This window comes from Arthrobacter sp. MYb214, assembly GCF_002979865.1.
Classification (GTDB): Bacteria; Actinomycetota; Actinomycetes; order Actinomycetales; family Micrococcaceae; genus Glutamicibacter.
Genome location: NZ_PCPZ01000001.1, coordinates 792,873 through 813,658, shown reverse-complemented (window position 1 = coordinate 813,658; position 20,786 = coordinate 792,873). Strand labels below are relative to the sequence as shown.

Below are 20,786 nucleotides of genomic sequence, written 5' to 3'. Positions count from 1 at the left end.
AAGGAAAATTCGCTGATGAGCGTTGCAATTCGTGTTATTCCTTGCCTCGACGTTGACGCCGGACGTGTTGTGAAGGGCGTGAACTTTGCGGGGCTTCGCGATGCTGGCGATCCCGTTGAGCTTGCCCGTCGCTACAATGATGCAGGTGCCGACGAGTTGACCTTCTTGGATGTCACCGCATCCAGCGCGGATCGTGAAACTACTTATGAGGTCGTTCGCCATACCGCAGAAGAAGTTTTCATCCCGCTGACCGTAGGCGGAGGCGTCCGCGCTGCCGAAGACGTCGATCGCCTGCTGCGCAACGGCGCCGACAAGGCCTCGATCAATACCGCGGCGGTGAACCGTCCTGAGGTCATCAACGAGATTACCCAGCGCTTCGGCTCCCAGGTACTCGTGCTGTCGCTCGACGCCCGACGCACAGATGATCCGACGATTGCATCGGGCTACGAGGTTACTACTCATGGTGGTCGGACCGGCACGGGCATGTGCGCCGTAGCTTGGGCCAAGGAAGCGGCTGAACGAGGCGTGGGGGAGATCCTGCTGAACTCGATCGATGCTGATGGCACCAAGGATGGTTTCGATCTGGAAATGATCCGTGCAGTTCGCGCCGAGGTCTCGGTCCCGCTGATCGCATCGGGTGGTGCAGGAAAGCCTGAGGACTTCCCTCCAGCAATCGAAGCAGGCGCCGACGCTGTTTTGGCCGCCTCGATTTTCCACTTCGGTCCGAAGGACATGATCGCCAAGGTCAAACAGGCCATCCGCGAAGCTGGCTACCCAGTTCGCTAGGCACGTAAGCCGAAGGCCCAGCACCAAATGGAGCTGGGCCTTAGCTGTACCCGGCTAATCGTTGGCAATCAGTTCCTTCTCGGTCCGCCAGACGTCAATTTCAATAGGAACGCTGGCGACGGCAGCCTGGCCGGGTATAGCTTGCCACGCGCCACCATCGACGCTGAATTCTCCGCGGTAGAGAGTGGTCACCCCGACCTTGAAAGTTCCCGTCTCTCCATACGAGTGACTCGTGGGGGTTTTATCTCTCAGCGTATGGTGCGGCATCGGTTCGCCAGGGAAACTTAGATTTCGAGTCGTCCCATCCCCATAGTTCCAGTTCCACTGAATCGGTATCGCATTGATTCGTACCGAACTTTGTCCTATCTCCAAGTCGAAAGATTGAACTTCCCTAGTTGCCCAAAGATGACTATGACCATTTCGCAACGAAAATTTCGCCGGGGAACTGCTGATGTTCGAAGCGATGATTGGAAATGATCGGAATTGTTCGAGCGAGACGCTGACTGATTCCTTTTTAATTCTTTCTATTCTTTCGTCCTTGGGGTCTTCTGGGCAAACGCGGAAGGAATCCAGGATGCCGCCTTTATCATTCCCTTCCAAGACCAAGATTTGGCGGATTATCGGATAAGATCCATCGTCGCAAACCTTTAGGTCTGGATTCGATCGGCATCCCATGAAGGAATCATTTGTAGGGCTGCATGAATCAAAGTCACGGAAATCATATTTCGGTTTCTCTTGCTTTTCCGTTATTGGCGGATCCTCTCTGTGGTAGCCTCCGTCTCTATCCTTCTTGGGGCAGAATGACCACTTTACATTTACATCTTTTTGACCGAGAGATTCTTTCTTTTTGCAAGGTACGAGATTCGATTGTTGCTCCGTTAGCGAAACGGAACTGAGTGGAGAAAAGAGCAGGAGTGAGGCCATTGCTAGGCGAAGATAAAGCATGAGAATTACTCTTCTGCGACGAGTAAATCTTCAACTGTCCATTTGGTGTCAAAGGACAATTGAAAAGTTGATAAAGAAGACTTTACTTCTGAATATTCCGCAACTACAGAATCAGGCACTACGTAAGTATCGAACGGTTCTGCGGAGAATCTAGCGGTGACGATGGCCCTTCCTGGTGCAGAAATGTAAGAGTCGATTACTGATGCCTTATATTCGCCTCCGACTTGCCATTCACCGACTGATGCACTCTCGTCAGCAGAGTCGATAATCGCTTCGGCGCATAACTTGCAACTGCGAGAAGTCACGTTCTTGATCGGCCCAGTCTTCGTTGTTTCGGCAGTGTAATTGATGAGATCGAAGTAATATCTGGTGAACTCGGCTGCGCCTTCCTTCGATTTCACTTTGGCTGCCTCTGGCATTTTCGGAACAGGGACGTTTTGCGCTGGACCTTTTGCCGTGGCTGGTTCATATTTTTCCGTATTGCTCGGCGACGGCGGAGCCGACGTTGAACCTGGCGCCGAAGAAGACTTAGAGGCTTCAGTCGGTGATGCAGTTGGCCCTTCAGCGTTCCCTGCGTTGCAACCTGATAGTGCGAGTGCAACAGCTGCAACGGACGCGACAACTGCAATTTTCCGAGTGTCCATTCGAACTCTCCATGATCATTGGGAATGCCAGGTTGTGCGCCATCCTATGCCCGTGTTTCAAGAAAGTGGAGAGTTTTCGAGGAATCTGTGGAAAACTCAGGGCAGCTAAATCCCGAATCCCAATTACCTGTAACCACGTTTGATGACGGTCTGGAGTGAAACGATGCGACTGGCGACGTTTGATTTCAGGACTCATGGAATCGCCTAGCCTGAAATCAGGCACGTTCAATTAGCTGAGCGGTGCCTTACTCGGGAGACTCTCAAGCGCGATGGCAGAAACTTTCCATCCGCTGTCGGTGTATTCAAGTCCCATGGTGATTTCACCCAGATTTTGTTCTTCGACAATGATGTTTTCCTGATCGGGACGAAGGAGCGAACGTTCAGACAAGGTCAGCTCGCCCATCAGATAAGCAGAATTACCGTCAAACCGGACGATATAGTCCGTGTGCAGGAAGTAGTAGCCGCCGGTTTGCATGTATTCCGGACCTGTTCGGAGGTCTTCTTGCTCGCGGAAGGTCTTCCAGCACTGTTCCGCTTTGCATGTTCCGGTAACTATCGGGGTGAAATCGGCGGAGTCCTGGTAGATGATTTCATAATTGAGCAAGTCGAAGAAGTACGTTCCGGCGTCCTGGACTCCGTAATCCGATTTTTCATACGTGATATCTGCCGACTCCGGAAGCTCCAGTTCGCTTGATGGAGGTGCCTGCGTGGTACTTGAAGAAGTCGGCAATGAAGCCGAGGACGCCGGATCGGCGGGAGCGACTGAAACGAAGAGTGCTGATACCAGGGCAACCAAGACGAACGCGGGCACGATGGCGATAGCGACACTGGGGTAATGCTCAAGGACTCTGCGCGTGTTCATGGCCAAGCTCCAGACCTGTTGGATATCGATTGCTCGAAATCCTAGGCCGGTGCGACGCGAACTTGGACGGCACACCCACGAATGTGGATAACCAAGGGAGCTTTATAGCCCTGGCTTGAAGCCCTTGACGATTTCCAATGCGGTTTCCCCGCCTTCGAACAAGACCAGGCTCTGGTCGATGCGGCCGAACGAGTACATCATCAGCTCGGTGACCGGGCCGGTAATCGAAACAGCGTTCGGAGCCTTCTTGGCGACATGACGCTGGCCATCGGGACGCGTCAGGATGATGCCAATTGGCGCATGGCGGAACAGCAGGCGAGACATGCGGGTCAGCGACTGCCAGAGCAGTTCGGTGTACTCGGTGTCCAGGACCCGCGGAGCCCACTGGCCGCGGGCACGCCGCACATCTTCGGTGTGGATGAAGAACTCGGAGAGGTTCGCCGACTGGTTGACCTTGTCGATGGCGAAGGGCGAGAAAGCGGGTGGACCCGATCGGAAGCTGCGGACCAACCCGGCATAGCCTTCGGGAGTCTGCGCCGCGATCACCATTTGGTTCTGCTTCGCCTCGAGCTTCTTGGACAGCGGTTTGAAGAACATGCCGGCAGAAAGCAGTGAGCTTTCGCGCAACACAAGGTGAGCGGCGAGATGGCGGGTCTGCCAACCGTCGCAAAGGGTGTCGGCGGTAGGTCCTGCCGCAAGCAGGGTCTCGGCCAACGCAAGTCTGGAAGCCTGAACTAAGTGCATCACTTCTGAAACTAGCACGCTCCAAGTGACTAATTGTGCAAGGTGAAAGTGGTGTCGCCAAGACGGCGTGGCGCGTCGACGAGCGGTACGTCACAGGTCTCTGGATTCCGCGGAAAACCAGTATGCTAATGGTGATGTCTACTTCTAACGACGGCTCGAATCCGAGCCCTGAATCCCATAGCCTCGACCCGGCTATTGCCAGGCGTCTCAAGCGAGATGCCAATGGCCTGTTTGCTGCCATCGCGCAGCAGTACGACTCCGGGAAAGTGCTGATGCTCGGCTGGATGGACGATGAAGCGTTGCACCGCACGTTGACCACTGGTCGGGTCACCTTCTACTCCCGTTCCCGCCAGGAGTACTGGCGCAAGGGCGACACCTCCGGCCACTTCCAGTTCGTGAAGTCCGTTGCCCTGGATTGCGATGGGGACGCGCTGCTGGTGCAGGTCGACCAGGTAGGCGCCGCCTGCCACACCGGCACCGAATCCTGCTTCACCGATCGTGAATTGCCGGCCGTCGTGGGCCACCGCCCCGAGTAGGACTTTCGAAGCATCGGCACACGCGGTTGGCTAGCGCCGGGAATGCCGCGCCCAGCTGCGCATCGCAGCACGCGCTCGAAGAATACGTAGAAGAAGAACACAGATGAAAACCCTTGGCAAGATTTCCCCGTCCCGCGAGTCCTTCCGCGCCATGGCCGCGAACCGTCGTGTCATCCCCGTGACTATCACCGTGCTGGCTGACTCGCTCACGCCCATCGGCCTCTACCGCACCCTGGCGCAGGGCCGCCCGGGCACTTTCCTGATGGAATCGGCTGCCCCGGGCGGTGTCTGGAGCCGCTATTCCTTCATTGGAGTGAACTCCCCGGCAACGCTGAGCACCCGTGGTTCAGAAGCCTACTGGCAGGGCCATGCGCCAGCTGGCCTGCCTACCGGCGGTGCGGGCGTGGATGTCTTGCGCGACACCGTGCGCGCGCTGAAGACCGAACCCGTTCCCGGCATGCCTCCCTTGACCGGCGGCATGGTCGGCTTCATCGGCTGGGAATGCGTGCGCCACTGGGAGAAGCTGCCCAACCCGCCGGCCGATGATCTGAACCTGCCTGAGCTGAGCATGAACCTGGTAGCAGACATGGCTGCCCATGATGCGGCCGAAGGCACCGTCACGCTGATCGCCAACGCGATCAATTTCGATGGCAGCGACGAGAATGTCGACGACGCCTACGACCGTGCCGTCACCCGCCTGCAGGCGATGCTCGACCAGCTCGCGGTGCCGGTGGATTCGGCCGCGGCGGTGCTCACCGGTACCGATGTGCCGCGCGAAACCCTGATGGAAGCTGTCACCCACTCCTGGGATGAGAACGAGTACCTCAAGGCGCTGGCCAAGTCCAAGACCGCGATCGTGGACGGAGAGGTCTTCCAGATCGTCGTCTCGCGCCGCTTCGAGCTGGAAACGCAGGCCGACGCGCTGGATGTCTACCGCGTGCTGCGCGCGACTAACCCGAGCCCGTACATGTACCTGTTCAACTTCGTCAACGAGCACGGCGAACGGTTCGAGATCGTCGGCTCCTCGCCCGAAGCGCTGGTCACCGTCAACGATTCGCACGTGGTCACCCACCCGATCGCCGGTTCCCGCCCGCGCGGGGCGAACTACGAGGACGACCAGTTGCACGAGAAGTCGCTGCTCAACGACGAGAAGGAGCGCGCCGAGCACCTGATGCTGGTTGACCTTTCGCGCAACGACCTCTCGCGGGTCTGCAAGGCCGGCACCGTGGAAGTCACCCAGTTCATGGAGGTCGAGCGCTTCAGCCACATCATGCACCTGGTCTCCAATGTGGTGGGCAAGACCCGCGACGACGTGGACGCCTACGACGTGCTGGCCGCGACCTTCCCGGCCGGCACGCTCTCCGGCGCACCGAAGCCCCGCGCCCTGCAGCTGCTGGACGAGTACGAACCGTACCGCCGCGGCATCTACGGCGGCGTGGTCGGCTACCTGGACTTCGCCGGCGACATGGACATGGCCATCGCCATCCGCTCCGCCCTGCTCAAGGGGGAACGCGCCTATATGCAAGCCGGCGGCGGCATCGTCAATGACTCGAAGTTCGCCGACGAAGCCCTGGAAACCGTGAACAAGGCAGCCGCCCCGCTGCGCGCCGTCTGGGCTGCGCAGTCGATGCGTGCGGCCCACAACATCAACACCGAATCAGGTGAAACGAAGTGAAGAAATTGACCAGCGCCCGCACCCTCGCCCTCTTCGGCATGGCCGGCGCACTGATCGGCCTCTGGTCGGCCACCCGCACATGGATCACCGTCGATGTGGCCTCCAGCTCCGTGCAGATCCCGCAGATCGCCATCGACGGCGCCACCGCGGCCGCCTCGGTCACCGCGGTCTCCGTGGTGGTGCTGGCCGGTTCGCTGGCGCTGCTGATCGCCGGGAAGATCGCCCGCTACATCATTGCGGCGATCTGCCTGCTCGCCGGTGCCACCGTGGTTGCCGCCGGCCTCGGGGCGCTGCGCGATCCGCAGGCCGTCGCCTCCACCACCGTGGCCGAAGCTACCGGATTGGCCCAGAACGTCGGCGAGTACACGCTCAGCGCGTGGCCAGCGGTGGCGGTGTTCGCCGGAGCGCTGATGGTGCTGCAGGCCGTGCTGGTGTTCGTCTTCGCCGGCCGCTGGCCCGCCAAGGCCAGCAAGTACGATCGGCAGGCGGCAAGGTCCAGCGCGGAGCCCAAGGACCAGTCCTCGCGCAACATCGCCAGCTGGGAGCAGCTCTCGGACGGCGAAGACCCGACTGCTGGCCGGAAATAACCCGGGCGGATCGTGATTCGCACCACCGGCGCGAAACGAAGGCTTCCGGAATAGGAGGTTCCCGCGCGCAGGTGGCAGAATGGAACCTGAAGACCAACGTCCCGGGCAGCAACGCCCTGCCGGGACGCAGCATCACAACATGAGGAGACATCGAACATGTCGCAGAACACCGAGCTCGATCCGGTATACACCGAAGAGATTGGCCACGGTAACTCCATCGCAGCGTGGGCCTGCGTACTGACCATGATTGCCGGTTCAATCGTGGCCGGCATCGCCTTCGCCTACTTCGCCTGGTCCATCGTCTGGGTCGGTTGCGGCATCATGGTGGTTGGCCTGCTCCTGGGCTGGATCCTGAAGGCAGCCGGTTTCGGCGTGGGCGGCGCTCGCAGCGGAGCATCGCACTAAATTGACTGTTCTTGATGAGATCATCGCGGGCGTCCGGGAAGACCTGGGCGCCCGTCGCGCAATCACCAGCCTGGAAGCGATCAAGCAGGCCGCGGCAGCGGCAGCTCCTGCGCGCGATGCTTTCGCCGCGCTCGGTGGCCATGCCGACCAGGCCGCCCGCGACACCACGCTGCGTGTCATCTCCGAGGTCAAGCGCAAGTCCCCGTCCAAGGGCGCGCTGGCAGATATCCCGGAGCCTGCCGTACTGGCCGCTGAATACGAGGCCGGTGGCGCCTCGGTGATTTCCGTGCTCACCGAAGCCCGCCGTTTCGGCGGTTCGCTCCAGGATCTCGACGCGGTACGCGCTGCCGTGCAGATTCCGGTGCTGCGCAAGGATTTCACGGTCGACGAGTACCAGATCTACGAAGCCCGCGCCCACGGCGCTGACCTCGTGTTGCTCATTGTTGCGGCGCTGAATGATGAATTGCTGGCATCTTTCCTAGAATTGACTCACCAGCTGGGAATGAACGCCCTGGTGGAGACCCACACCGAGGAGGAAATCGCCCGCGCCAGCAAGGCCGGAGCGAGGATCATCGGCGTGAACGTGCGCAACCTGAAGACGCTGGACGTCGATCCAGCCACCTTCGGCAAGCTCGCTCCGCTGCTGCCGGCCCAGGCGGTGATCGTCGCCGAGTCCGGTGTGGAATCCACCGAACAGGTCGTCCAATACGGTGCGGCCGGCGCCGACGCGGTCTTGGTGGGCGAAGCGCTGGTGAAGCATGCCGATCCGCGCGCTTCGGTCGCCGCGTTCATCAAGGCCGGTACCGGCGCCAAGCCGCAGCGCTAGCCGCGCACGGCGGCGAAGGACCCAGAACTGCTTTTCGTGCCCCGCAGGAGTTTCCGGCGGGGCACGAGACTTACCACGAATCAAGCTCCGTACGAGGAAAGAGGGAATCGATGAGCACTCCGGAAAACTCCGAGCACCGCCAGTCGATCGATGCACAGTCGCTAAGGCACGCAAGCGGCCCGTACTTTGGTGCCTACGGCGGGCGATGGATGCCCGAGTCCCTCATGGCCGCCATGGACGAGCTGAACGAGACCTTCGAAGCGGCCAAGAACGACCCCGAGTTCATCGCCCAGGTCAAGGACCTGAACAAGAACTACTCGGGGCGCCCCTCGCTGCTCACCGAAGCCAAGCGCTTTTCCGAGCAGTACTGCGGCGGGGTGCGGATCTTCCTCAAGCGCGAGGACTTGAACCACACCGGCAGCCACAAGATCAACAACGTGCTCGGCCAGGCGCTGCTGGCCAAGCGCATGGGCAAGACCCGCATCATCGCCGAGACCGGTGCCGGCCAGCACGGCGTCGCCTCGGCCACCGCCGCGGCCCTGATGGGCCTGGAATGCGTGGTCTACATGGGCGCGGAAGACACCCGCCGGCAGGCGCTGAATGTCGCGCGCATGCGCCTGCTCGGCGCCACCGTCATCCCGGTCACCGTCGGCTCCCAGACGCTGAAGGACGCGATCAACGAGGCGCTGCGCGACTGGGTGGCCAACGTGGATAACACCCACTACCTGCTGGGCACCGCCGCCGGCGGCGCACCGTTCCCGGCCATGGTCCGCTACTTCCACGAGGTCATCGGTGACGAGGCCCGCGAGCAGATCCTGGCCCAGGCCGGCCGCCTGCCCGACGCGGTGACCGCCTGCATCGGCGGCGGATCGAACGCGATCGGCATCTTCCACGGCTTCCTCGACGATCCCGAGGTGGAGATCTACGGCTACGAGGCCGGCGGCGACGGCGTGGACACCGACCGCCACGCCGCGACCATCACCCTGGGCCGCCCGGGCGTGCTGCACGGCGCGAAGTCCTACCTGATGCAGGACGAGGACGGGCAGACCGTCGAATCGCACTCCATCTCCGCGGGCCTGGACTACCCGGGCGTCGGCCCGGAGCACGCCTACCTGGCCGACATCGGCCGCGTGAAGTACGAGCCGGTCACCGACACCGAGGCGATGGACGCGTTCAAGGCGCTGTGCCGCACCGAGGGCATCCTGCCGGCGATCGAGTCCGCGCACGCCCTGGCCGGCACCATCCGCCTGGCGGCGCGCAAGATCGCCGAAGGCGCGGTCCCCGAAGAGACCATCATCATCGCGAACCTCTCGGGCCGCGGGGACAAGGACGTGGGCACCGCTGCCGCCTGGTTCAACATGATCGACGAAAAAGACGCCGAGGCCGAAATCAACGCGGCCACTGCGCAGAACTCCGGCTCGCAGAAATCCGAGGAGAAGTAGATGACCCGCGTGACCAGCGCCCAGAAGATCGCCGCAGCCCGCGCCGAGGGCCGCCCGGCCCTCATCGGCTACCTGCCTGCCGGCTTCCCCGACGTCGCCACCAGCATCGAGGCCGCCGTGGCGCTGGCCGAGAACGGCGTGGATGTCATCGAGATCGGCATCCCGTACTCCGACCCGGTGATGGACGGTTCGGTGATCCAGGAAGCGACCGTGCAGGCGCTGGCCAACGGCTTCAAGGTCCCGCAGATCTTCGACATCGTGCGCGGAATCACCGAACGCACCGACGTGGCAGTAATGGTCATGACCTACTGGAACCCGGTGCTGCGCCTGGGCGTGGACGAGTTCTCCCGGCGCTTCGCCGAAGCCGGCGGCGCCGGCCTGATCACCCCGGATCTGGTGCCCGACGAGGCCGCCGAATGGATCCAGGCCAGCGAGAAGCACGGCCTGGAGCGCGTGTTCCTCATTGCCCCTTCGTCCACCGAAGCGAGGGTGCAGCGCACCGTGGATGCGTCCTCCGGCTTCGTCTACTGCGTGTCGCTGATGGGCGTCACCGGCGCCCGTACCGAGGTTTCCTCCGCCGCGCAGGCAGTGGTCGCCGCCGCCCACAACGCCGGCGCCGAGAATGCCTGCGTGGGCCTGGGCGTCTCGCGCCGCGAGCACGTGGAAGAAATCGGCGCCTACGCCGACGGCGTGATCGTCGGCACCGCGCTGGTCGCCGCCCTGCGTGACGGGGGAGTGCCGGCCGTGGGCGCCCTGGCCGCCGAACTGAGCGGACGGGCCTGATGGCTTTTGCCGCGCAGCTGGCGCTTGCCTTGCCCGCCTCCATCCCTTCGCCGCCGCCGGAATTCGCCAGGATCTCGATCGGCCCGCTGACCATCCACGCCTACGCGCTGTGCATCCTCGCGGGCATCCTGATCGCGCTGTGGCTGACCAACAAGCGCCTCGGTGCCCGCGGCGGCAACTCCGACATGCTCTGGGACATCGCCATCTGGACGATCCCCTTCGGCATCATCGGCGGACGCCTCTACCATGTGCTGATCACCGACCCGATGTACTACTTCGGACTCGGCGGGCAAACCGCCCACCTGGCCGAGATCCCGCAGATCTGGCTTGGCGGGCTGGGCATCATGGGCGCGGTGTCGCTCGGTGCACTCGGAGCGTGGATCGGTTGCCGGAAAGCCGGCATCCGGCTCTCGGCCTTCGTCGACGCGGCCGTGCCCGGCCTGCTGCTGGCGCAGGCGGCCGGGCGCTGGGGCAACTGGTTCAACCAGGAGCTGTTCGGCGCGCCGACCGACTTGCCGTGGGGCCTGGAGATCGATGCGGACAGCTACAACTTCCCGGCCGGGCTGCCCGCGGACACGCTCTTCCACCCGACCTTCCTGTACGAGTCGCTGTGGAATGTGCTGGGCGCCTTCGTGCTGATCGCGCTGGACCGGAAGTTCAAGCTGCGCCGCGGCGCACTGTTCTGCTGCTACATGATCTGGTACGGCATCGGCCGCACCTTCACCGAATCGCTGCGCCTGGACCCGGCCGAAATCATCGCCATCGGGCCGTTGGCCCTGCGCGTGCACCAGTGGCTGGCGATCGGCATCGCCATCGCCGGCATCCTCGCGCTGATCGTGGTCCTGGGCAAGCTGCGCAAGCAGCAGGTCGATCCGTTCTACCTGCCAGGCAGGGCCCCGGCGCAGCCGGTCGAAGCAGATCGCGCCAAGCCCGCCGCGCACTCACCGGCGGAGTCCAGCTCCGATCCGGGCACCAGCCCCGATCCGGGCAACGACGCCACAGAGCGGCAGCAATAATTCCATAGCACCATTCCGGTGGCCGGCAAGCATCCACGCTTGCCGGCCACCGGTGGTTTAAGCCGCGCCAGCAGCTGCCCGGATCCGCTTTCATGACGCGCTCTGGCCCCAATATGGCGAAATGTCCGGAAAATCTGGGCAGTTTTCCGTCCCTCGGGCGCAACATGCCCGAAACATTGGGCGGCTATCAAAACCGGCTGGCAAAACCGGTTTTCGCGATCCCCGCCCGCAAAAAACTGCTTTTTCCGCGCCGGTAGCGGCAGAAGTTTTTAACATTCCTGAAACACAAGCACGCGCATGCGAGAAACAAAACCTGCGTAACGTGTGATCCACGCGCCACGCTGGTCGATCGACCCCTGGAAAGGCCAGCTGGTGCAGCACCACAACGAGGTGGGAAATGTTCGTCCCCGAAACCTCGATGCGCAAGCAGACCCCGCTTAGCACTGTCGAAAAGTTTCAGCTAGATGAAACATCCAGGCGGCCGGAAGCCCTTGCCAAGAATAAGCCCTTTACCGGGGGCTGCCGCGCGCCTATCCTGCATGAACCAAAGAAAGGCACGCTCATGAGCATGACCGGAGTCCAGATGAACGCCTCGCCAGGTTTTGGCGAGGAGGTCCCCTCGCCCTACACCCGTTTTTCCGCGCTGCCTGGCGCGCAGGGTCTGTATGACCCAGCGGCCGAAAAGGATGCCTGCGGCCTGGCGATGATCGCGTCCCTGAAGAACGATGCCAGCCACGAGATCGTCGCCCACGCGCTGACCGCCCTGCGCCGGCTTGAGCACCGCGGCGCCATCGGGGCCGATGAAGGCACCGGCGACGGCGCCGGCATCCTGCTGCATCTGCCCGACGCCTTCCTGCGCAGCGTCACCGCATTCGATCTTCCCGCCGCCGGCTCCTACGCCGTGGGCATGGGCTTCCTCCCGGCCGACGCCGGCGAACGTGCCTTCGCCCAGGAAGAACTGGAAACCATGGCCGCCGAGGAGAACCTGGCGGTGCTCGGCTGGCGCGAGGTACCGGTTGATTCCGACGTGCTCGGCGCCTCGGCCCGCAAGGTGATGCCGTACATCGCCCAGATCTTCATCGGCGCCCACGCTGGCGCCCCGGCCGCCACCCGCCGCGAGCTGGACGCCGCCGCCTGGCGCATCCGCCGTCGCGCGCACAACAAGATGGGCGTGTACTTCGCCTCGTTCTCCTCGCAGTCCATCGTCTACAAGGGCATGGTCTCCACCGCGCAGCTCGAGCCGTTCTACCCGGACCTGTCCGACGCCCGCTTCACCAGCCGCTGCGCGATCGTGCACTCGCGCTTCTCCACCAACACCTTCCCGTCGTGGCCGCTGGCCCAGCCTTTCCGCACCATCGCGCACAACGGCGAGATCAACACCGTCAAGGGCAACCGCAACTGGATGCGCGCCCGCCAGTCGACCCTGGAATCCGAGCTGCTCGGCGAGGTGCCCGAAGAACTGTTCCCGATCTGCACCGCCGGCGCCTCGGACTCGGCCTCCTTCGACGAGGTCGCCGAAATGCTCATGCTCTCGGGCCGCAACGTGACCGAGACCATCATGATGATGATCCCGCAGCCGTGGGAAAACGACGATCAGATGGACGCGGACCTGCGCGCCTTCTACCAGTACCAGTCCATGCTCATCGAGCCGTGGGATGGCCCCGCCGCCGTCTGCTTCACCGATGGCGCGATGGCCGGCGCGGTGCTGGACCGCAATGGCCTGCGCCCAGCCCGCTGGTGGGTCACCGACGACGGCCTGGTGGTCCTGGCCAGCGAGGTCGGCGTGATCGACGTCGACGAAGAGCACATCGTGAAGAAGGGCCGTGTCGCCCCGGGCAAGATGTTCGCCGTGGACCTGGACGCCCAGCGTATTGTCGAGGACGCCGAGATCAAGGCCGAAGTGGCCACCGCCAAGCCATGGCGCGAATGGGTTTCGCAGAACCTGAAGACGCTGGCCGACTTCCCGGACCTGGAGCACGTGCGCCACAACTCCGCCTCCGTGGCCCTGCGCCAGCTGACCTTCGGCTACACCACCGAGGAGCTGCGCGTGCTGCTCGCTCCCATGGCCGCCACCGGTGCCGAACCGCTGGCCGCCATGGGCACCGACACCCCGATTGCCGCCCTGGCTGACCGGGCGCGCCTGCTGTTCGACTACTTCACCCAGTCCTTCGCCCAGGTCACCAACCCGCCGCTGGATGCAATCCGCGAAGAGCTGGTCACCTCGATGGGCACCGCGATCGGCCCCGACGGCAACCTGCTGTCCCTGGACCGTGTCCCGCAAACCCAGATCGCGCTGGACTACCCGGTGCTGACCAACGACCAGCTGGCCAAGATCGTGCACCTGCGCGACGAATCCGGGTCCAAGTACTCGCTGAAGGTGCGCGGCCTGTACCGCCCGGCCGGCGGCGAATCCGAGCTGCGCGCCCGCCTGCAGGAAATCTGCGAGAAGGTTTCCGCCGCGGTGAACCGCGGGGTGCGCTACATCGTGCTCTCGGACCGCGATTCCTCCGCGGCCTGGGCGCCGATCCCGTCGCTGCTGCTGACCTCCGCGGTGCACCACCACCTGCTCAAGAGCTCCAACCGCACCCGCGTTTCGCTGATCATCGAGTCCGGCGACGCCCGCGAAGTGCACCACATCGCCCTGCTCATCGGCTACGGCGCCAGCGCCATCAACCCCTACCTCGCCCTGGAATCGGTCGAGCAGATGGCCGAGAACGGCGAGCTGCCCGGAGTTGACGGGCACCAGGCCAGCAGCAACCTGATCAAGGCGCTGGGCAAGGGAGTGCTGAAGATCATGTCCAAGATGGGCATCTCCACGGTCTCCAGCTACTGCGGCGCGCAGACCTTCGAGGCCGTGGGCCTGTCCCAGCGCGTGGTCGACCAGTACTTCACCGGCACCGCCACCAAGCTCTCGGGCATCGAGCTGGATGTGGTGGCCGCCGAGGCCGCCGCCCGCCATGCCCGCGCCTACCCGGAGATCGACGGCGGCGCCCAGCCGCTGGAACTGGAAACCGGGGGAGAGTACCAGTGGCGCCGCGAAGGCCCGCCGCACCTGTTCAACCCGGAAACCGTCTTCCGCCTGCAGCACTCCACCCGCACCCGCCGCTACGACGTGTTCAAGGAGTACACCAAGGCCGTCGACGACCAGGCCGCACAGCTCAAGACCCTGCGCGGGCTGCTGAAGTTCAAGACCGAGGGGATCACCCCGATCGCCATCGACGAGGTGGAGCCGGTCAGCTCCATCGTGAAGCGCTTCGCCACCGGCGCGATGAGCTACGGCTCGATTTCGGCCGAGGCCCACGAAACCCTGGCCATCGCGATGAACCAGCTGGGCGCGAAGTCCAACACCGGCGAAGGCGGCGAGGATCCGGAGCGGCTGCTCGATCCGGTGCGCCGCAGCGCGGTCAAGCAGATCGCCTCGGGCCGCTTCGGGGTGACCAGCTTGTACCTGGCCAACGCGGATGACATCCAGATCAAGATGGCCCAGGGCGCCAAGCCCGGCGAAGGCGGCCAGCTGATGAGCGCCAAGCTCTACCCCTGGATCGCCAAGACTCGCCACTCCACCCCGGGTGTCGGGCTGATCTCCCCGCCGCCGCACCACGACATCTACTCGATCGAGGACCTGGCCCAGCTGATCCACGACGCGAAGTGCGCCAACCCTTCCGCCCGCGTGCACGTGAAGCTGGTCTCCGAGTCCGGCATCGGCACCGTCGCGGCCGGCGTGGCCAAGGCCAAGGCCGACGTCGTGCTGATTTCCGGGCACGATGGCGGCACCGGCGCCTCGCCGATGAATTCGCTGAAGCATGCCGGCACCCCGTGGGAAATCGGCTTGGCCGAAGCGCAGCAGACGCTGATCCTCAACGGGTTGCGCGACCGCGTCACCGTGCAGGTCGATGGCCAGCTGAAAACCGGGCGCGACGTGCTGATCGGCGCCCTGCTGGGTGCCGAGGAATTCGGCTTCGCCACCGCCCCGCTGGTGGTCTCGGGCTGCATCATGATGCGCGTGTGCCACCTGGACACCTGCCCGGTGGGCGTGGCCACGCAGAATCCTGCGCTGCGCGAACGCTTCACCGGCAAGGCCGAGTTCGTGGTGAACTTCTTCGAGTTCATCGCCCAGGAGGTGCGCGAGCTGCTCGCCTCGCTGGGGGCGCGCACCCTGGACGAGGTGATCGGCAAGGTCGAACTGCTCCAGGCCGATCCCGCCCAGTTCGCCGCGCACGACAAGGTCTCCGGGCTGGCCCTGGATGCGATTACCCACGTGCCGGATACCGAACTGGCGGCGCGCCGCCGCCGCATCGGCCAGGACCACGGGCTGGACACGCACCTGGACCAGCAGCTGCTCGCCGCGGCCGGACCGGCGCTGGCTGACCGCCTGCCGGTCAGCATCGACGCGGCGATCGTGAATACCGACCGCTCCACCGGCACGCTGCTGGGCCACCATGTGACCAAGACCTTCGGGCTGCAGACCCTGGAGCGGGACACCATCAAGGTGAACCTCTCGGGCCGCGCCGGCCAGTCGCTGGGCGCCTTCCTTCCCGAGGGCATTACTCTCAAGCTCTCGGGCGACGCGAATGACTACGTCGGCAAGGGATTGTCCGGCGGCCGGATCGCGATCCACCCGCCGCACACCACCCTGTCCAAACCCGAGGAGCAGGTCATCGCCGGCAACGTGGTCGGCTACGGCGCCACCAGCGGGGAGCTGTTCATCAACGGCATGGTCGGCGAACGCTTCGCGGTGCGCAACTCCGGGGCCACGATTGTCACCGAAGGCATCGGCGAGCACGGCTGCGAGTACATGACCGGGGGACAGGTGCTGATCCTGGGAGCCACCGGCCGCAACTTCGGCGCCGGGTTCTCCGGCGGCGTGGCCTGGGTGCTGGACTTCGATGCAGCCAAGCTGAACCCGCTGGCTGCCGGGCAGTCGGACCTGCTGGTAGCGCCGATTACCGATGCCGAAGCCGAACGCATCCACGAGCTGCTCACCGAGCACATCGCATTGACCGCATCCCCGCTGGCCTCCCGCCTGCTGCTGGACTGGGAACGAACCCGCAGCCGGCTGACCAGCATCACCCCGCGCGACTTCGCCGCCGTGCAGCAGCTGCGCAGCGACGCAGTAGCCAACGGGCAGAACCCGGATTCGCCGCAGGTATGGAACAAGATTTTGGAGGTGACCCGTGGCTGATCCACGTGGATTCCTGAAGGTGACCGAACGTGTCACCCAGCCCAAGCGCCCGGTGCCGGTGCGCCTGATGGACTACAAGGAGGTCGTCGAGCGCCAGAAGTCCGGCATCCTGGAGGAGCAGGCCGGCCGTTGCATGGACTGCGGCGTCCCGTTCTGCCATTCGGGATGCCCGCTGGGCAACCTGATCCCGGAGTTCAACGACCTGGCCTACAGGGGCCGGATGGATGATGCGGCCGCCCGGCTGCTGAGCACCAACAATTTCCCGGAGCTCACCGGCAAGCTGTGCCCGGCCCCGTGCGAGTCCTCCTGCGTGCTGGGCATCAACCAGCCCGCGGTGACCATCAAGCAGGTCGAAGCCGAACTCGCTGGCCACCTGATGGACGCCGGCGACTTCGTGCCGCAGCCGCCTGCCCGCCACACCGAGCACCGCGTGGCGATCGTCGGTTCGGGGCCGGCCGGATTGGCCGCCGCCCAGCAGCTGACCCGTGCCGGGCACACCGTGGCCGTCTACGAGCGCGACGAAGCCATCGGCGGCCTGCTGCGCTTCGGCATCCCGGACTTCAAGCTGGAGAAGCAGGTCATCGACCTGCGCCTGGCCCAGATGGAAGCCGAAGGAACGATCTTCCGCACCGGCATCGAGATCGGCAAGGACATCTCCTGGAAGCAGCTGCGCCGAGACTACGACGCGGTCATCGTGGCCACCGGTGCCACGGTGCCGCGCGAGCTGCCGGTGCCGGGCAACAAGCTCGAGGGCGTGCACCATGCCATGGAGTTCCTCACCGAGAGCAACCGCGTGGTCGCCGGCCAGCTCGATGCCCCGCGCATCGATGCGGCGGGCAAGCACGTGATCGTGCTGGGCGGCGGAGACACCGGCTCGGACTGCATCGGCACCGCCCTGCGCCAGGGCGCGGCGAGCGTCACGACGCTGGCCATCGGCCAGCAGCCGGGCACCGAGCGCCGCGAAGACCAGCCGTGGCCGATGATGCCGGTGCTTTTCGAGGTGCAGACCTCCCATGAGGAAGGCGGCGAGCGGACCTACCTGGCTTCGACCGTGAACTTCATCTCCGGCGAGGGAACTGAGCAAAACAAGGTGATCGGTGTTACAGTTGCAGAGACAGAATTTGTTGCTGGCAAGCGCCTCCCGAAGCCTGGAACCGAACGCGTAATCAAAGCGGATCTGGTTCTGCTTGCCCTCGGGTTCACCGGTCCGGAAGTTTCCGGATTGGACGAACAGGTCAGTATCGAATTCGACAACCGGGGCAACGTCGCCCGAGATGGCTACTACATGACGAACACCGAATCGGTATTCGTCGCCGGAGACGCCGGTCGGGGACAGTCGCTGATCGTGTGGGCTATCGCCGAAGGACGCGCTTGCGCGGCCGCGGTCGACAAGTTCCTCATGGGTTCGACTACCCTTCCTGCACCGGTTGCTCCAACCGATAGGGCCATCAGCATCATTTGAGTGACATAGGCTTGAATGCGGCGCACCCGGATGCCGGGTGGGCCGCATTTTGCCTATGTGAACATGAAAGGCATTTGGCTGACGGAATGAGACGCGCAAAGATTGTGGCAACCTGGGGCCCGGCCCTGGCAAGTTATGAAAATACTGTAGCGGTACTGAAGGCGGGCGTAGACGTAGCCCGCCTGAACATGAGCCATGGAGACCACTCCATGCACGCACAATCCCTGGCGAATGTGCGCAATGCGGCCGCGGAGATCGGCCGCGCGGTTGGCATCTTCGCCGACCTGCAGGGTCCGAAGATCCGCCTTGGCCGCTTCAAGGACAACGCCAAGTACACCCTCGAGGCTGGTGAGGAATTCACCATCACCATCGAGGACATCGAAGGTACCCGCAACCTGTGCTCCACCACCTTCAAGGGCCTTCCCACCGATGTCCAGCCGGGCGATTTCCTGCTGATCAACGACGGCAAGGTCAAGCTCAAGGCGCTGGCAGTTGACCAGACCTCGGTGCGTTCCGAGGTCGTCGTCGGAGGCGAGGTGTCCAATAACAAGGGCATCAACCTGCCAGGCGTCGCGGTGAACGTTCCCGCATTGAGCGAAAAGGACGAGGACGACCTGCGCTGGGCACTGCGTGCCGGCATCGACATGGTCGCACTGTCCTTCGTGCGCAATGCCGAGGACATCGAGCGCGTGCACGAGATCATGGACGAAGAAGGCCGACGCGTGCCGGTGATCGCCAAGATCGAGAAGCCGCAGGCCGTGGCCGCGCTGGAAGAAATCATCAATGCCTTCGACGCCATCATGGTCGCCCGCGGCGACTTGGGCGTGGAGCTGCCGCTGGAAGAAGTTCCGGTCGTGCAGAAGCGTGCCGTGGAGCTGGCACGCCGCTGGGCCAAGCCGGTCATCGTCGCCACCCAGGTGCTCGAATCGATGATCGAATCGCCGACCCCGACCCGCGCCGAGGCTTCGGACTGCGCCAATGCGGTGCTCGACGGCGCCGACGCGGTCATGCTCTCGGGGGAGACCTCCGTGGGCGCGTACCCGGTGGAAACCGTGGAGACCATGTCGCGCATCATCTCCTCGACCGAGCAGCACGGCCTGGATCGCATTCCCCGCTTGGGCTCCCAGCCGAAGACCCGCGGCGGCGCGATCACCCGTGCCGCGGTGGAGATCGCCGATCAGCTCGACGCGAAGTACATCGTCGCCTTCACCCAGTCCGGCGACTCGGCACGGCGCCTCTCGCGCCTGCGCCCGAAGAAGCCGGTCCTGGCTTTCACCCCGCTGCAGCAGACCTACAACATCATGACCCTGATGTGGGGTGTGCAGGCACGCCTGGTGGCCTACGCCGACCACACTGACAAGATGACTGCCCAGGTGGACGAGGCGCTGCTCTCCGAAGGCCTGGCGGAGCTCAACGATATCGTGTGCATCGCCGCCGGCTCCCCTCCGGGACAGGCAGGGTCCACCAACTCGCTGCGCGTGCACAAGGTCGGCGACCTCGCCGATGCCGGCCAGCTGGTCAATGGCAAGCCGATGCCTGCTCGCGAGAAGGTCGGTCCGTGGGCACCGGAAAACGTCTCCACGCCGAAAAACCTGTAGACGCTCTTTCGCGCACTAGCTGAGGCAAGAAAATCCGCCCTGCTCCAGAATTCTGGAGCAGGGCGGATTTTTTGCCTTGGCGCCCGCAAAGCGCGATTGTGAACTCGAGCACGTGCCCTGTGGTTGCGCGCGCAAAAAAAGGCCGTTGAACCGGACAATTTCCGATCCAACGGCCTTCATGCTGGTGCCCAAGGTGGGACTCGAACCCACACATCTTTCGATACCGCATTTTGAGTGCGGCGCGTCTACCGATTCCGCCACTTGGGCTGGCACTTTGACTACTTTACTAGAGGTTTTCCAGATTTCCTAATCAGGAACCTCGCGTCTTCGCCTCAACAAGAGTACATGCCAGTAGGCTTAGATGTGAAACCGAGGCAACGTGGCTTCGCTGAACTGAAACCATCTAGATACTGCCCATTCAGCGGGCAGGATTTCTGACCATGGAGGAAGGCGCCAATGAGCGAACTACCTGAAATCACCCGCATCCCATCCGAGGTGCAATCCACTCCGCGTCGAGTGGTCGTTGCCGAGGATGAAACCCTGATCCGCTTGGATATCGTCGAAATTCTCCGTTCCGAAGGGTACGACGTCGTCGCCGAAGCCGACAACGGCCAGACCGCCCTGGAGAAGGCGCGCGAATTGAAGCCCGATCTGGTGCTCATGGACGTGAAGATGCCGGTCATGGATGGCATCACCGCCGCCGAAGCCATCGTCAAGGAACGCATCGCCCCGGTCGTCTTGCTGACCGCCTTCAGCCAGAAGGAACTGGTGGAGCGTGCCCGCGAAGCCGGTGCCATGGCCTACGTGGTCAAGCCGTTCACCCCGGCAGACCTCACTCCGGCCATCGAAATCGCGATTTCCCGCAATGACGAGCTGCGCGCGCTGGAGGAAGAAGTCAGCAACCTGGCCGAGCAGTTCGAAACCCGCAAGCTGGTTGATCGCGCCAAGTCGCTGCTCATCACCAAGATGGGCTTGACCGAGCCGGAAGCGTTCCGCTGGATCCAGAAGACCTCCATGGATCGCCGCCTGAGCATGCGCCAGGTTGCCGAGACGGTCGTCGACCAGGTCAAGTAGGGACCGCCAAGCACTGGATTGTGCGCCAAGCCACTTATGGTTTGGCGCACATTTTTTATGCCTGCGATGCGCCGATACCGCGCTTGGAGGCTAGTTAACCCTCTGGTAACCAGTTGTTCATCCGAGTTTTCCCCGGATGGGGTTGAAGTTCCGGATTGACGTACTGCGCCGTACGCCTAAGATGGAAATTGCGCTTAGAACGAAGTCCTGCACGCCAAT

General features: G+C 63.5%; 18 protein-coding genes and 1 tRNA gene. 14 read left to right on the top strand and 5 right to left on the bottom strand.

Annotated features, from left to right (window positions below; genetic code table 11):
* The first annotated feature begins 15 nt into the window (after positions 1-15).
* On the top strand, positions 16-786 hold the full coding sequence (hisF, locus tag CQ012_RS03755; RefSeq protein ID WP_105656715.1) for an imidazole glycerol phosphate synthase subunit HisF: 771 nt from the start codon (positions 16-18) through the stop codon (positions 784-786).
* A 54-nt stretch (positions 787-840) separates the two neighbouring features.
* Here the strand turns inward: hisF and CQ012_RS17375 are convergent, their stop codons facing one another.
* The 4 genes from CQ012_RS17375 to CQ012_RS03745 all read right to left on the bottom strand — a co-directional run bounded on the left by CQ012_RS17375 (position 841) and on the right by CQ012_RS03745 (position 3,981).
* Complete coding sequence (locus CQ012_RS17375) at positions 841-1,731, bottom strand: PKD domain-containing protein (RefSeq protein WP_146112906.1); 891 nt, start codon at positions 1,729-1,731, stop codon at positions 841-843.
* Between the two features lie 5 nt (positions 1,732-1,736).
* Positions 1,737-2,375: a DUF6318 family protein gene (locus CQ012_RS17370; RefSeq protein ID WP_146112905.1), complete on the bottom strand. Its 639-nt coding sequence runs from the start codon at positions 2,373-2,375 to the stop codon at positions 1,737-1,739.
* Between the two features lie 229 nt (positions 2,376-2,604).
* Positions 2,605-3,237, bottom strand: coding sequence for a hypothetical protein (locus CQ012_RS03750; RefSeq protein ID WP_105661460.1), 633 nt, complete (start codon positions 3,235-3,237; stop codon positions 2,605-2,607).
* 102 nt (positions 3,238-3,339) lie between these two features.
* A complete protein-coding gene (locus CQ012_RS03745; protein ID WP_286134102.1) occupies positions 3,340-3,981 on the bottom strand; it encodes a TIGR03085 family metal-binding protein in 642 nt (213 codons plus the stop codon).
* A 134-nt stretch (positions 3,982-4,115) separates the two neighbouring features.
* On the opposite strand from CQ012_RS03745, the gene hisI reads away from it, so the two are divergent.
* The 12 genes from hisI to pyk all read left to right on the top strand — a co-directional run bounded on the left by hisI (position 4,116) and on the right by pyk (position 19,493).
* Positions 4,116-4,517, top strand: a complete 402-nt coding sequence (gene hisI / locus CQ012_RS03740; protein WP_105656852.1) for a phosphoribosyl-AMP cyclohydrolase — start codon at positions 4,116-4,118, stop codon at positions 4,515-4,517.
* A gap of 103 nt (positions 4,518-4,620) precedes the next feature.
* Positions 4,621-6,192, top strand: a complete 1,572-nt coding sequence (locus CQ012_RS03735; RefSeq protein ID WP_105661459.1) for an anthranilate synthase component I — start codon at positions 4,621-4,623, stop codon at positions 6,190-6,192.
* Entirely contained in the window at positions 6,189-6,779 is a 591-nt protein-coding gene (locus CQ012_RS03730; protein ID WP_105656710.1) for a Trp biosynthesis-associated membrane protein, read from the top strand. The genes CQ012_RS03735 and CQ012_RS03730 overlap by 4 nt, the downstream gene beginning before the upstream one ends.
* A 156-nt stretch (positions 6,780-6,935) precedes the next feature.
* Positions 6,936-7,184 (top strand): HGxxPAAW family protein, encoded by a 249-nt coding sequence (locus CQ012_RS03725; RefSeq protein ID WP_105656709.1) that lies wholly within the window; start codon positions 6,936-6,938, stop codon positions 7,182-7,184.
* A gap of 1 nt (position 7,185) precedes the next feature.
* On the top strand, positions 7,186-8,010 hold the full coding sequence (trpC, locus tag CQ012_RS03720; protein ID WP_105661458.1) for an indole-3-glycerol phosphate synthase TrpC: 825 nt from the start codon (positions 7,186-7,188) through the stop codon (positions 8,008-8,010).
* A 110-nt stretch (positions 8,011-8,120) separates the two neighbouring features.
* Positions 8,121-9,452, top strand: a complete 1,332-nt coding sequence (trpB, locus tag CQ012_RS03715) for a tryptophan synthase subunit beta (RefSeq protein ID WP_105656707.1) — start codon at positions 8,121-8,123, stop codon at positions 9,450-9,452.
* Positions 9,453-10,235, top strand: a complete 783-nt coding sequence (gene trpA / locus CQ012_RS03710) for a tryptophan synthase subunit alpha (protein ID WP_105656706.1) — start codon at positions 9,453-9,455, stop codon at positions 10,233-10,235.
* Positions 10,235-11,251: a prolipoprotein diacylglyceryl transferase gene (lgt, locus tag CQ012_RS03705; protein ID WP_286134569.1), complete on the top strand. Its 1,017-nt coding sequence runs from the start codon at positions 10,235-10,237 to the stop codon at positions 11,249-11,251. Before trpA ends, lgt begins: the two co-directional genes overlap by 1 nt.
* A 92-nt stretch (positions 11,252-11,343) precedes the next feature.
* A complete protein-coding gene (locus CQ012_RS17560) occupies positions 11,344-11,508 on the top strand; it encodes a hypothetical protein (RefSeq protein WP_181149008.1) in 165 nt (54 codons plus the stop codon).
* A 305-nt stretch (positions 11,509-11,813) separates the two neighbouring features.
* Complete coding sequence (gene gltB / locus CQ012_RS03700) at positions 11,814-16,433, top strand: glutamate synthase large subunit (protein WP_483561241.1); 4,620 nt, start codon at positions 11,814-11,816, stop codon at positions 16,431-16,433.
* Positions 16,426-17,895 carry a glutamate synthase subunit beta gene (locus tag CQ012_RS03695; protein ID WP_105656705.1) on the top strand — a complete coding sequence of 490 codons (1,470 nt, stop codon included), beginning with the start codon at positions 16,426-16,428 and terminating at the stop codon, positions 17,893-17,895. The genes gltB and CQ012_RS03695 overlap by 8 nt, the downstream gene beginning before the upstream one ends.
* 86 nt (positions 17,896-17,981) lie before the next feature.
* Positions 17,982-19,493, top strand: a complete 1,512-nt coding sequence (gene pyk, locus CQ012_RS03690) for a pyruvate kinase (protein ID WP_105656704.1) — start codon at positions 17,982-17,984, stop codon at positions 19,491-19,493.
* A 182-nt stretch (positions 19,494-19,675) separates the two neighbouring features.
* Here the strand turns inward: pyk and CQ012_RS03685 are convergent.
* A tRNA-Leu gene (locus tag CQ012_RS03685) sits at positions 19,676-19,760 on the bottom strand.
* 189 nt (positions 19,761-19,949) lie between these two features.
* Between CQ012_RS03685 and CQ012_RS03680 the strand changes: the two genes are divergently transcribed.
* The gene (locus CQ012_RS03680; RefSeq protein ID WP_105656703.1) at positions 19,950-20,567 is read left to right on the top strand and encodes an ANTAR domain-containing response regulator; all 618 of its coding nucleotides are present in this window, start codon (positions 19,950-19,952) and stop codon (positions 20,565-20,567) included.
* The last annotated feature ends 219 nt before the right edge of the window (positions 20,568-20,786 follow it).